This is a genomic window from Chitinophagales bacterium, assembly GCA_013816805.1.
In the GTDB taxonomy this organism is placed as follows: domain Bacteria; phylum Bacteroidota; class Bacteroidia; order Chitinophagales; family UBA10324; genus MGR-bin340.
On record JACDDS010000016.1, the window covers coordinates 67,372 to 81,786 of the forward strand.

Annotated in this window: 7 protein-coding genes and 2 rRNA genes; 3 read left to right on the forward strand and 6 right to left on the reverse strand. The window is 40.7% G+C overall.

Annotated elements, in window-relative coordinates; genetic code table 11:
* Positions 1 to 21: 21 nt before the first annotated feature.
* Together H0W62_13110 and H0W62_13115 are read left to right on the forward strand one after the other, a co-directional pair.
* Entirely contained in the window at positions 22 to 249 is a 228-nt protein-coding gene (locus tag H0W62_13110) for a hypothetical protein (GenBank protein ID MBA3649469.1), read from the forward strand.
* 66 nt (positions 250 to 315) lie between these two features.
* Positions 316 to 1,818 carry a T9SS type A sorting domain-containing protein gene (locus H0W62_13115; GenBank protein MBA3649470.1) on the forward strand — a complete coding sequence of 501 codons (1,503 nt, stop codon included), beginning with the start codon at positions 316 to 318 and terminating at the stop codon, positions 1,816 to 1,818.
* Positions 1,819 to 1,924: 106 nt separating this feature from the next.
* Here H0W62_13115 and H0W62_13120 read toward each other — a convergent pair whose 3' ends face one another.
* Positions 1,925 to 2,335 (reverse strand): DoxX family protein, encoded by a 411-nt coding sequence (locus tag H0W62_13120; protein ID MBA3649471.1) that lies wholly within the window; start codon positions 2,333 to 2,335, stop codon positions 1,925 to 1,927.
* Positions 2,336 to 2,889: 554 nt separating this feature from the next.
* On the opposite strand from H0W62_13120, the gene H0W62_13125 reads away from it, so the two are divergent.
* Positions 2,890 to 4,614: an SBBP repeat-containing protein gene (locus H0W62_13125; protein MBA3649472.1), complete on the forward strand. Its 1,725-nt coding sequence runs from the start codon at positions 2,890 to 2,892 to the stop codon at positions 4,612 to 4,614.
* A gap of 35 nt (positions 4,615 to 4,649) precedes the next feature.
* Here the strand turns inward: H0W62_13125 and rrf are convergent.
* The 5 genes from rrf to purD form a co-directional block, all read right to left on the reverse strand.
* A 5S ribosomal RNA gene (gene rrf, locus H0W62_13130) occupies positions 4,650 to 4,761 on the reverse strand.
* 63 nt (positions 4,762 to 4,824) lie between these two features.
* Positions 4,825 to 7,747: ribosomal RNA gene (locus H0W62_13135) — 23S ribosomal RNA — on the reverse strand.
* Positions 7,748 to 8,065: 318 nt separating this feature from the next.
* Positions 8,066 to 10,021, reverse strand: coding sequence for a tetratricopeptide repeat protein (locus tag H0W62_13140; protein ID MBA3649473.1), 1,956 nt, complete (start codon positions 10,019 to 10,021; stop codon positions 8,066 to 8,068).
* A gap of 49 nt (positions 10,022 to 10,070) precedes the next feature.
* Positions 10,071 to 12,974, reverse strand: coding sequence for a histidine kinase (locus H0W62_13145; protein MBA3649474.1), 2,904 nt, complete (start codon positions 12,972 to 12,974; stop codon positions 10,071 to 10,073).
* A 104-nt stretch (positions 12,975 to 13,078) separates the two neighbouring features.
* A complete protein-coding gene (gene purD, locus H0W62_13150; protein MBA3649475.1) occupies positions 13,079 to 14,368 on the reverse strand; it encodes a phosphoribosylamine--glycine ligase in 1,290 nt (429 codons plus the stop codon).
* Between the last annotated feature and the right edge of the window lie 47 nt (positions 14,369 to 14,415).

A 14,415-nucleotide genomic window follows, 5' to 3' on the forward strand; every position in this document is an offset into this window, starting at 1 on the left:
CTTATCAATAAAAATAATTTTATGAAACCACTTTTGCGATCCATCCTTCTCGTTTTCATTATGGTATTTTGTTTAAGATTATCAGCACAAAAAGATTTGGTGAAGCCGAAATATTATGTAATTGTTAATTATGGAAAATCCAAGCCAGCAAAAGCATTACTTTATGATGTAACTGACTCGACGGTTGTTCATGAACATTACTATGCTATATCTGGCACCTTCATCGATACTGTAGCAGTTTTACAATAAATCAAATTCATTATCTTTATTATCCGTAATAAAGCAACTGAAGCTATATCAAAGCTCTTTAATATTATGAAGCACTTTAATTTCTTCTTATGGATACTTTTACCCGCAAGTCTTTATGGTCAAGCTTATCAAAGTGTAGTAATAAAAAGAACAGGATATTACTCCGGAACTCCCGGAATATATTCTGACAGCGGACAAGTTTATGCAATAAGGATAGATTCCATTGAAAATATTCCGGAAGGAAAAAGATTGTTTCAGTACAGGCAGCTGAATAATATAAATCCATATTGTCTGGGTGCATCATGGATTGGTTCTGAAATTATAGTTATGAATAACGGTATAAATATTTTTGTAGCTGAAAATTATTTCACAGGAAATCCAGATACTTTTCAGATTAATACTTTATCATCTCCGGGCAATACTTTCTTATTCCATCGTTTTGCTGACGGCTCTTATCTCGAAGCAATCTGCAATGGTATTGATTTGAACCAAGTACTCAACACTTCGGACAGTGTCAAAACTTTTTCGTTTCAATTGAAAAAGAAGAATGGTTCCAGTATAAATAGTTGGTGGAATCAAAAGGAAATTAAACTTTCAAAAAGTAAAGGATTAGTTAGCTTTTACAATTTACTGACTGTTCAACCATCATCTCAAGATGAGAATATCAGGCTTATAGGTTTTACAAATCCGCAGGAAGGATATCACCCTGCAATTGCGGCATCTGTTTTTGATTTTAGTATTGGAGATGAATTTCAAACAATAGATACACAGCCTTTTTGGTTGGGCACCTGGCATAATATTTATCAGAAGAAAATTGTGATAGATAAGAGTACCTCTGTAAATGGTGATACCTTAAAATATACTTTCTCTATTTCTGGTGTTATTCAGTCCTGGAGCAATTTCAACTATCAGGGTACCAATTCATTTAATGATACATCTTACCAGAAGATAGCATTGTCCAATTATTTTCCGATTGATTCACTTCCCTTTTCTGTTCAGCATGATAGTACTTATAATGGTTCATACGACTTTCAGATGAACTACGGATATAATCAAATTTTTAGATCATCGTATTGCGGACTTGATGTGATTAAAATACCAACCTATTTTGGTAGAATTGATTCTTCTTCAGGATGCCTGAATGATTTTCTTTGTTTCGGAGCGTGTTGGGTGTATGAGTTTGGTCCGGGACTCGGAATTACTAAACTATATTCTGCTGATTATGCTAATTATGGATATAGCTTAGTGTATTACAAAAAAGCAAATGATTTCTGTGGTACACCTATTAATTTTGATCTTTTAACGGGAATAAAAAATATTTCTTCCAGTCCGACGCTTATTCTTTATCCGAATCCGGCAAAAAATATATTATTTATTCACTCAGATAATCCAATTAAGAAAATAGAAATTATGGATGCTGCCGGCAAAAATTGTAAAAATTTTTATGCAGATATGTTGGCTCCAGAAAATTTTTCAGTTGACTTAAAGAATCTTCCGCGAGGTATCTATTATATTAAACTATTTACAAGTGACCAAATCATTTTAAAAAATATTTTAATTCAACGTTAAGTCATCATTTGTCACCGATTGTATACTTCATTTTAAATTTATTTTATCATTAACCACTACGCAGGCATTAAATAAAAACGGCCGATCTGCTGAAGCAGATAGCTGTTTAAGAATTTGCCGAAGGTTGCTGCACCTGCGATTGTTCAACTCCTTGTTCGCGCCTGATCTTGTGATAGAAATAGTAAGAAAGGAAAAGAAAGGCAATGGGAAGAATCATAAACAGCACGCCCTGCTTGCCGTCAGGCATTCCCACCATGGAAATGGCCGCACCCAACAGGTCGAAGAACAAACCGGCATAAGCCCATTCTTTGATGCGCGGAAAGCCGGGAATGAGAATAGCAATTTCGCCAAGCAATTTCGCCAATCCTAAAAAACGCGTGACATTATCTGCATATCCAAGCTTGATCATAAAGTCATGCGCCTGCTGTGTGAGCAGCAAATCAGGAACAGCTGAAAAAGCCATGAAGGCAAGAAACAACCCGGTGATGATCCAGTAAATGATTTTGGTTCTTTTCATTTGGTAATCGGTTTGGTTAATGAAATAAGGTTGGACGAAGTTGCGCAATGGTTTAGAAATCTCCGTGAAAAATTTTAGTTGCTGAAGGAGAAATAAAAAAACCTGATTCGCCGGGGCAGACAGGTTTAAAGGTCTGGCGCTGGCTTATTTAATTTATTCGCCGAAGCTTTAGCGAAGGAGGACGCTATCCGGCTCAGCCGGGATGCATACCATCAGCGCAGCCGGACCTTAACTTCTCTGTTGAATTACCTATAAACAAAACCCCGGCTCTTTTCAAAGCCGGGGTTTTAGGATCTGGCGACGACTTACTCTCCCGCATTGTAGTGCAGTACCATCAGCGCTGAGCGGCTTAACTTCTCTGTTCGGAATGGAAAGAAACTGCCTGCAAAATTTTATGGACTTCATTAGGATTTTACCGTCCTTCCATACATTTTGTATAATTCATTTAAATTTTGCAAAGGGTTGGCTGAGGTTCAGTTAACTTTTGCAGTTACGCTGGAAATTCGAGGTAAATTGAAGCCACAACTTAAAAGCACCTGCTAAAAGATAACCTCATGAAATCAAAACTCTGCTATGCAATCATGTTTCTCTCATTATTTTCTTTAAAAGCAAATGCACAAGCGCCGGATTGGTTGTGGGCAAAAGGAATTGGCGGGATTAATAATGATGATGGTATCTCTATAGCCGTTGATGGCTCTGGAAATGTATTCACTACAGGTCAATTCGAAGGGGTAGGCGACTTTGACCCGGGCTTAGGAGTATTTCAATTAACTTCTACTGTAGAAACCGACATTTTTATCTCTAAAATAGACAGTTTCGGAAATTTTATGTGGGCAAAAGCGATTGGGGGAAATAGTTTCGATATTGGTAACTCAATAATTCTTGATGCGTCAGGCAATGTGTATATCACAGGTTCCTTTAATGGTATTGTCGATTTTGATCCCGATTCATTAGAAAACTTTAATCTTACCTCCTCTGGGCTGAAGGATATTTTCGTTTGTAAATTAGACGGTAATGGAAATTTTATGTGGGCAAAGGCAATGGGGGGAACAAGTGACGATTATGGTCGCTCAGTAGCTGTGGATGCTTTCAGCAATGTATACACGACTGGTTCTTTCAAGGAGATTGCCGACTTTGATCCCGATTCCTCAACAAACTTCAATTTAACTTCGGCAGGAAGCGGTGATATTTTTATTTCCAAATTAGATTGGATGGGCAATTTTATATGGGCAAAATCAATGGGAGGAACAGAATATGAAGAAGGTCATTCCATAGCTATTGATGATTTCGGCTATGTGTGCATTGCGGGTTATTTTTCTGGGACAGTTGACTTTGACCCGGATTCGTTAGGAATATTCAATTTAAACTCAGAGGGGCTTACAGACATTTTCATTTCTAAATTAAATAATTCTGGAAGTTTTTCATGGGCTAAATCTATAGGAGGGATAACTAACGATAAGTGCTACTCTATAGCTCTTGATGCTTTCAGTAATGTTTACGCTACAGGCTATTTTACCGGAATCGTTGACTTTAACCCAAATGCAGGAACATTCAATTTAACTTCTGCCGGAGATGACATTTTCATCTCTAAATTAGACAGTTCAGGAAATTTTATTTGGGGAAAAGCAATTGGCGGAACAAGTGGTGACAGGGGACTTTCTATAGCTCTTGATGCTTTTGGTAATGTTTACACGACAGGAAGTTTTGAAGGCACAACTGACTTTGATCCTGATTCATCGGGAACATTTAATCTATCTTCAGCTGGAAGCGGGGACATGTTCATCTCTAAATTAGACAGTGCTGGAAATTTTTCATGGGCAAGAACAAGTGAAGGAATAAGTCTCGAAGAGGGTCTTTCTATTGCAATTGATCGTTTCGGTTATACACATGTTACAGGATTTTTGTATAGCCCTACTGTTTTATTTGATAACACTATTATATCTAATATAGATAGTACTAGTGGTTACAACGGTGAATTCACTTCAGATGTTTTCATTGCAAAGCTTAGTAATACAATCACCGGAATAGAAAATGCACAGAATACTAATGATATGAGTGTTTATCCCAATCCTGCCACCAACCATCTTACCATTGCCTTAGCAGATAACCATAAAAAAGTTGCAATTACCATCACTGACCTCACCGGCAAAATGATTTACTCCACCACTGCAACGCAAAAGACAGAAGTAAATACAACAGACTTTGCACAGGGAGTTTACTTGGTGCAGGTGCAGGCAGCCGATTTTACAGAAACGAAAAAGCTGATAGTAGTAAAATAAAAAAACCCGGCCTTTTGCAAGGCCAGGGTTTTAGGATCTGGCGACGACTTACTCTCCCGCATTGTAGTGCAGTACCATCAGCGCTGAGCGGCTTAACTTCTCTGTTCGGAATGGGAAGAGGTGGGCCCGCTCGCCAAAGTCACCATGAAATCATTATCCCAATAAATTGGGAACAATATCTTGACATAATGAAAAACGGAAGTACTTGTACTATAATAAAAAAATAGAAAGCAAATGGACAATTAGTATGGCTCGGCTTTGATGTTACCACCTTTATACCTGCCACCTATCAACGTGGTCGTCTGCCACGGTCCTATGAAATCTCATCTTGAGGAATGCTTCGCGCTTAGATGCTTTCAGCGCTTATCATGGCCGAACGTGGCTACCCTGCACTGCATTTGGCAACACAACAGGTACACCAGAGGTTCGTACAACCCGGTCCTCTCGTACTAGGGTCATCTCCTCTCAAATTTCAGCGCCCATCACAGATAGGGACCGAACTGTCTTGCGACGTTCTGAACCCAGTTCACGTGCCACTTTAATGAGCGAACAGCTCAACCCTTGGGACCTTCTCCAGCCCCAGGATGTGACGAACCGACATCGAGGTGCCAAACCTCCCCGTCGATATGAGCTCTTGGGGGAGATCAGCCTGTTATCCCCAGCGTACCTTTTATCCTTTGAGCGATGGCCCTTCCATGCGGAACCACCGGATCACTATATCCGTCTTTCGACCCTGCTCGGCTTGTAGGTCTTGCAGTCAAGCACCCTTTTGCTAATGCACTCAAAGCACGGTTACCAAGCGTGCTGAGGGTACCTTTGAAAGCCTCCGTTACACTTTAGGAGGCGACCACCCCAGTCAAACTACCCGCCTAACACTGTTCCCCGAGGGTTCGGGGTTAGAATCTAAATAAACAAAGGGTGGTATTTCACATTGCGACTCCACAGCCCCTAACGAGGCCGCTTCAAAGTCTCCCACCTATTCTACACATCATTTACTCAGACTCAATGTTAAGGTATAGTGAAGGTGCATGGGGTCTTTCCGTCCCGTGACGGGAAACCGGCATCTTCACCGGTATTACAATTTCACCGAGCTCGTGGTTGAGACAGTGCCCAGATCGTTAGACCATTCGTGCAGGTCGGAACTTACCCGACAAGGAATTTCGCTACCTTAGGACCGTTATAGTTACGGCCGCCGTTTACTGGGGCTTCAGTCGAGAGCTTTGGCTTGCGCCGAACCCCCTTCTTTAACCTTCCAGCACCGGGCAGGTTTCAGGCCATATACATCTTCTTTCGAATTAGCATAGCCCTGTGTTTTTGTTAAACAGTCGCCTGGGCCTTTTAACTGCGGCCCCGATTGCTCGGGGCGTCCTTTATTCCGAAGTTACAGGACCAATTTGCCGAGTTCCTTAACCACGGCTCACTCGAGCGCCTTAGATTACTCATCTCGTCTACCTGTGTCGGTTTACGGTACGGGCGGCATACATCTGAAGTTTAGAGGTTTTTCTTGGAAGTCTGTTTAGGGTCATTATCGGCTTGTCCGAAGACTTACCGTACTGTCACCTTTCAGCAAGCGAAGCGGATTTGCCAGCCTCACCTATACCTACGGGCTTTAACGTTCTATTCCGTCAGAACGCAGACCTTTCACTACTCCGTCACCCCATCACAACATATGCCGGTATCAGAATATTAACTGATTTTCCATCGGCTTCGCCGTTCGGCTACACCTTAGGACCCGACTAACCCTGATTCGATTAACGTGGATCAGGAACCCTGAGACTTACGGCGACCGGGTTTTTCACCCGGTTTATCGTTACTTATGCCTACATCTGCTTTTCCAATCGCTCCAGCGACTCTCATGAACCACCTTCGCAGCAATTGGAATGCTCCCCTACCGCCATTCCGACAAGTCGGAATGACCCATAGCGTCGGTACCATGCTTGATGCCCGATTATTTTTCGCGCCCTACCACTCGACTAGTGAGCTGTTACGCACTCTTTAAATGAATGGCTGCTTCCAAGCCAACATCCTAGCTGTCTTAGCAGTAAAACATCGTTTGATCAACTTAGCATGGATTTAGGGACCTTAGCTGATGGTCTGGGTTGTTTCCCTCTTGGCCATGGACCTTAGCGCCCACAGCCTCACTCCCGGCTTTATGTCATAGCATTCGGAGTTCGTCAGGGTTTGGTAGGCGGTGAAGCCCCCTAGCCCAATCGGTAGCTCTACCTCTATGACACGTTTTAACCGAGGCTGTTCCTAAAAACATTTCGGGGAGTACGAGCTATCTCCCAGTTTGATTGGCCTTTCACCCCTACCCACAGATCATCCAATGGCTTTTCAACGCCAACTAGTTCGGACCTCCATTCCGTGTTACCGGAACTTCATCCTGTCCATGGGTAGATCACTAAGGTTTCGCGTCTACCCCCACTGACTAATCGCCCTATTCGGACTTGCTTTCGCTGCGGCTCTGTCCGTTTACGGACTTAACCTTGCCAGAGAGGTGTAACTCGTAGGCTCATTATGCAAAAGGCACGCGGTCATCCCTCCCGACGAATCGGGATTAGGACTCCCACAGCTTGTAAGTATACGGTTTCAGGAACTATTTCACTCCGCTGTTCGCGGTTCTTTTCACCTTTCCCTTACGGTACTGGTTCACTATCGGTCTCTCAGGAGTATTTAGCCTTGCCAGATGGTGCTGGCGGATTCCCACAGGGCGTCTCCGACCCCGCGGTACTCAGGATACTGCTATCCGGAAAATTTTTATGCTTACGGGACTATCACCCTCTTTGGTATAGCTTTCCAGAAATTTCTGCTTCAAATTTTCCTTCATGTTGCAGTCCTACAACCCCCTGACAACCGTAGTTATCAGGGTTTAGGCTATTCCGCTTTCGCTCGCCACTACTTACGGAATCACTGAATTGTTTTCTCTTCCTCCGGGTACTTAGATGTTTCAGTTCTCCGGGTTTGCATTCTGCATTACTGCAGAATAGTTCGACTTCATCGAACTGGGTTGCCCCATTCGGAAATCTGCGGATCACGTCCTATTTGCGGATCCCCGCAGCTTATCGCAGCTTATCACGTCCTTCATCGCCTCTGAGAGCCAAGGCATCCTCCGTATACTCTTGTTTGCTTTCATATTGTAAGTATCTCGCACTCGAATTGAGTTACTTGTTACTGTGTATTAATTAATTTAATTGTACTTCCGTTCTCAATATGTCAAAGAACTTTATCCAGATCGCGTAATTCAGATGAGCTTATCTGATGTGGCTGACTGAAATGAACTGACTTAGGCTGGATTATGCCATTCTTCATCTATAGAAGAACCAGTTAACAAATGAACTTTAAGGGGATTGCTTTTTTAAAAGCGGGTCACAAAGGTAAAAACATTTTTTAAAATTGCAAATACCAACCAAAAAAAATTAAAAAAAACTGACTAAACCAGCTCCGGAACTACTTAATATTTCTGCTTCAGCATTTGAATATACTCATCCGGAATTTGTAATCCAAGCCTTTTGGCACTTTCGGCATCAGAAAATGCTTCCCGGTATTTGTCTGATTTTTCATATGCCTGCATACGGATGTAATAATTCTGACTATTGAAAGAATCTGATCCAATAGCTTTAGTTAAATCGTTGATAGCCTGGCTGTAATTTCCTAGTACAAAATAACTGTGACCCCTATTACCATATGCATCAATGAATCCGGGATCGTACCTAAGGGCAAGATCGTAATCCCTGATAGCAGAATCCGGATGATTGGTAATTCCAAAAAGGTTTCCCCGATTATTATAGTAACGTGCATTACCCGGTGATAATGAGATCGCCTTATTAAAGTCTGCCATGGCGCTGTCATATTTTCCTGCCATGCTAAAAGCAATTCCACGGTTTATGCGGGAGTCCGCATTTTCCGGCCTTAATTTAACTGCATGATTTCCATCAATTATTGCTGAATCAATTTTATTTTCTGCTCTGAACAGGTCGCATCTGTTTATCAGAGCTTCCCCAAAATCAGGTTGCAGGTTAATTGCTGCGTCAAAATTTTTTTTGGCTAACCTTAATTCATTTAACTTTTGATAGTAAGAGCCCAAATCATTATATGCTATGGGCACACGCGGATAATTTAGTATCACATTGGTCCAAAGGGTTTCACTATTCTTCCATATCCTGGTTCTTTCGCTAGCCGCATAGGAAAGGAAGAACAGCCACAAAACAAAAACAGCAGCCAGACCCGTTCTATATCGGTAAATCAATGATCCGGAATCACTCCATATTCGATCTGCAAATACTCCAATTGTGATACAAAACCCTATATAAGAAAGATAGGAATAACGATCTGCAACTAGAGCACCACCTACAGGCAATAGTTGCAACACAAGGAAAATATTCACCAGGAAAAAAGCCATTCCGAAAACCAGTCCTGAAAATTTCCTCTTCCAAAAAATGAAAAGAAACAGGGCAACTGCAAAAAGAGGTGCTGCATACACCATCCAGGAATACCATCCATCTGATTTTTCCGGATAGGGATAATAAGCTGAGAGGCTGACAGGAAGAATAAATTTAATCAGATAGCTAATTAAGCCATAAGCAGAAAACAGCAGGCGATCAGTTAAAGAGTAAAGTTTAATATCCTGCAGGGATGAGGATTCTTTCTGGGCCAGAATTGCAAGGCTTCCAAAAATAACAGAAATAATAAAAAATGGAAGCTTCTCTATCAATACCTGTTTATTGATTGGCCTTTTCCGGTACCAATCTATCAGTACCATTACTACAGGAAATGTTACGGCCTGCGCCTTGGAAAGAAGTGATAAAAGGTACAGGCATATTATGATAAGATAGCTTCTCCAATGTTTGATTCCGGCATTAGAATAGCCGATGTAAGTGAGTAAGCCGATAAGGTAAAAGAGTACATACAGCAGATCTTTCTGCGCACTAACCCATGCAACTGATTCTACGTGAAGCGGATGAATCCCAAAAATCAGTGACCCAATACAGGCTGCAATCTTTTTGCCCGTTAATAAATAGATAAAATAGAAAAGAAGCACCGAATTGAGAAGGTGCAGCAACAGACTTACAACATGATAGCCAAAGGAAGTTTCACCAAAAAAATTATATTCTACTGCCTGCACTAAAACGGTAATGGGATGATAATTTCCCATTACATATGAAGAAAATATAGTCCCTAATTGAATATTTTTTACCAGTTGATTATTCAGTACATAACCTTCATCATCCCAATTTGTAAACCCATTTTTTAATGATGAACCATATACCAGTATAACAGTGACAACAACTATTGCAATTACAATCCAATTCCTCTTTTCATTGCCTGCCCTGGGTATTTTATTTTTTTCGGATGACAGATGTCTTTTTCCATTTTTCCCTGCGGATTTGTTTTTCTTTTCAAAACTCATATAAAATCATTTCCTGGCGTCACAGATTAATTATTTACAGCGGGGACATTTAATTTTTAAAAAGAGGTACACAAACGAGAAAGTAGTCCTTATTTTCCTCTGTTTCGAACTCTTTACTACCAAGCAATTCACAGCGCTTGCGGATATTCTGCAACCCAAATTTGGTAGATACGGTTACCTTTTTTTTCTGAAGATTGTTTCGTACACAAATCTTCCTGTCGTCTATCGTAAATATTTCCACTTTCAGCGGCTGATCTTTGGAAACCACATTGTGCTTAACAGCATTTTCTATTAGCAACTGAAGTGTGAGAGGCGGAATTTTAAGGTTAATACTCACTTTTGAAACAGTTTTTTCTACCTGTAATTTCTCACCATGTCGCTGCTGCAATAAAAAAATATAGTCATTCGTAAGGTCCAGCTCATCTTTTAAAGTCACCAGGTCTACATCTTTAAAGGCGAGTAAACTTCTGAAAAAATCAGAGAGATGATCGATATAAACAAGTGCTGTTTTCGTGTTTTCTTCCACCAGAGTGGCGAGCGTATTAAAGCTGTTAAATAAGAAGTGAGGATTAATTTGTGTTTTGAGATTTTCCAGCTGAAATTCGATGCGTTCCCGGCTTAATTTTTCTTCCCGCGCACGACGCTTATCGCGCTCCTTAATAAAAAAATAAATTAGTGAAGCAACAAGAACAGAACAAGCCGCAATAAACCACCATGTTTTCCAGAATGGCGGGGTAATGGTAAAAGTATATAACCCGGTAGATGCGTCTTCAAAATTACGATGTATAGTAGCCTGAACATTAAATGTATAAGTACCGGGAGGCAGCTCCGGATAAATAGCGCGCTCATCCTTTGTTTTGATCCAGTCCAAATCATGGCCCTGGAGCATATACCTGTAGATTACCTGTGAAGGATTGGAATTCCAAAATGAATGAAAGTTAAAAGTGACATGGTTCTGGTTGTAGTTAATGATATGCAGCTTTTCAAAATCAATTGGCGCCAGCTCCACCAACACCTCCCGTATTTCAATACGTGATTCATGTGAAAAAAGCAGAGAGGGAGTGTAATATTTTAAAATCCCGTGTTTAGTCGCAATCCAGATGTTTGAGAATTGATCTTTATTGTAAGAATTGAGGTTAGGTGAAATATCGTCAAAAACAGATTTTCCGCGATAGCTCCGAACCTGGTTGGTTTTTGTTTCCAATATATCTATTGCATCATTTTCCAATATCACGATATCTCCGTTTTCATCGGTAAGAATGCCGGAAATAGCAAGGTCACTGATGCCTTCTTTTAATCCGTAGTTGGTGAATTTTTTCCCGTCAAATTTAAAAATACCATTAGAGGGGGTGCTGAACCATATGGTACCATCCAGACCTTCGGTAATGGAATAGATGGTTTTAATTTTCAGGGTATCAAATTCTTCATAGGTTACAAAAATTTTTTCGTGCATCATTTTCAATCCTCCGCCATCAGTCGCAAACCAAATACGTCCCTTGGAATCAATAAAAGTCTGGTAGATATAATTACTGTTCAGGCCACTGCCCTCGGTAAAATTTTGAAATGAAAAATCGATTTTCTTATTTAACAAAGCTTTCATTCTGCATTGCGTTACGCCCCCTAAAGTCGAAATCCAAACATTATCCTTATTTCCTGTAATCGAAAGCACGTTATCATTAGCTAACTGATCCTGTTGCGTGAATTGAAGAAAATATATGGAATGAAAGGGATTCACGAAAACTCCGGAATTAAAGGTTCCAATCCATATATTACCTTTTACATCCTGGTAGAGTGAAGTAATTACTGGTTGTTTTTCAGATTCAAGAAGCCTTACCGGCGTAACAATATCGTTACCGCCTGAGTCACAGTTCATTTTGAACAAGCCTTTTAGGGTGGAGAACCAGAGATAGGATTGATTATCGTGCATAACTACACTGATTGCTTCAGTGTTAAATGGTTTTTTTAAAGACATCCATTCAAATAGTGCAGGAAACTGATCAAGGCCTCTGTTGACTGATATGATCCAGAAATTCCCTTCATTATCCTGCTGGATATCAGAAATCTTTACATTTTCATACCCTGTAGACTGATCATATATTAAAGGGTGATAGGAATCATGCATAGAAACACTGATTAATCCCTTGCCCATAGTGCCAACCATGAGCCGGTTATAACCCTGAATGGATAATGCACTTACGGCCCCATGATTCCAGTGATGGCTGAACGGAGGAACCGTAAAAATTTTATTCTGTGGATTAAAATAGCAAACTCCCTCATCCTGCATTCCAATCCAAATATTACCTGACTGGTCTGATTCCAGGCACCTCACAATTTCATCAGGAAGTCCGTCTTTAGGAGTGTAGGTATTTAGAATAAATTTTCCACCCACAAAATTACATTGAGTAAGTCCGCCATCTGTACCCAGCCAAACCGTTCCATCCTTTGCCACTGTCATTGCATAAATCTCGTTTCCGGGAAGTCCATCATTTAACGTTATGTGTCTTCTAAACTTTTTATCCCGAACGAAGAGCCCGTTTCCGTATGTGGCTATCCATATTCTTCCGGATGGCTCCTCAATAATCCTGCTCACTGAAGCACCGTAGGAGGTATCCACTACAAAATCATTTTTCCAGGTTTTTATTGACCTGTGCCCAATAGTTCCGTCATCAAAACCAATCCATATATAAATGCTGTCGCAGAAAAGGGAAGTAACGTTCACTGAAATGGTATCTGCAGAATTCACAGGGGAAAAATCAGTGCCATCGAAACTGAAAAGGCCTCTGGTAGTACCGATCCACATTCTGCCATAATAATCCGTTGTCATTTTGTTTATCGTAACCGGCTGATAGATGGATGCCAGCTCATACTGCCGCCAGATAGAGTATTGACAAAAACCAATATTGCTAGTGGATATAAGAATAAAAAACAGGATGATGAAGCATTTAAGCGGCACTCTATAGATTTGTAGAGGGAAAATTATTAAGAATTATAAAATTGATAATAAGGTGTTGTCAGGATATGAAACAGATGAGTCATTTATCATGTTAAACCAGTTATTTAATAGGACGATTCGAAGGTTACATCTGCACCAATATCCTTTCTGAAATACTTGCCCTCGAATTTGATGATTTCCGCATTCCGCGCGGCAATCTTTACTGCATCCTTTAATTTTCTTCCAAATGCTGTTATTGTAATAACCCTTCCTCCATTGGTTTCTAAATCACCATTACTGCGGTTGCGGGTGCCTGCATGAAATACAAGACATTCGGACACATTCTGCAAACCGTCAATTAATTTTCCTTTTTCATATTCAAGAGGATAACCTCCCGAGGCAAGCACTACTGTAGCTGCGGTATATGGTAATATCTCAACACTTTTTTCAGCGAGGTTTTGATTTGCAACGGCAAGTAACAGTTCAACCAGATCAGTCTTCAACCTTGGAAGTACTACTTCTGTTTCAGGATCTCCCATCCGGCAGTTGTATTCAATGAGAAAAGGTTCTCCCGACACTATCATTAATCCGAAATATAAGAACCCTTTGTAAATTATTTTTTCCTGCTGTAGTCCATCTATTGTTGGTTTAATAATCTTCTTTTCTATCTTTTCCATTAATAGCTCATCAGCAAACGGCACCGGTGATATGGCGCCCATGCCCCCTGTATTCAAACCGGTATCGCCTTCTCCAATCCGCTTATAATCTTTTGCCGTAGGAAGGATCTTATAGTGGATACTATCTGACAATATAAATACACTCATCTCGGCCCCCTTTAAAAATTCCTCGATCACTACCTTTTTACCTGCACTGCCGAATTTTCCACCGAGCATTTGATTTAATTCCGTTTTTGCTTCGTCTATGGATTCACAAATTCTTACTCCCTTTCCTGAAGCCAACCCATCTGCCTTTAATACCATGGGGATATTTTGCTTTTCAATAAATGATAATGCATCGGCAATATTTTCCATGGAAAAAGCTTCGTAATCTGCTGTTGGAATACTGTATTTTTTCATGAATGCCTTTGCGTAATCTTTGCTTCCTTCCAACTGTGCTCCGGCTTTTGATGGGCCAATAATAGATACCGCTCGAAACACAGTACTGCTTTCAAAAAAATCATCAATACCTGCTACCAGAGGATCTTCCGGGCCTACTACGATCATATCAATGTGGTTTTGTTGCACAAAGTTTCCGATCCCTTCAAAGTCAGTGACAGCAATGGGGGTATTCGTGCCGTGTTTTTCCGTGCCTGGGTTACCGGGTGCAATAAATAGCTTAGAACATAATGGGCTTTGGCTGATCTTATATGCAAATGCATGCTCCCGGCCTCCGCTGCCAAGCAACAAAATTTTCATTCTGAATATTTAATTTGTAAAGATCAAAATTTGATGACGAATATCCG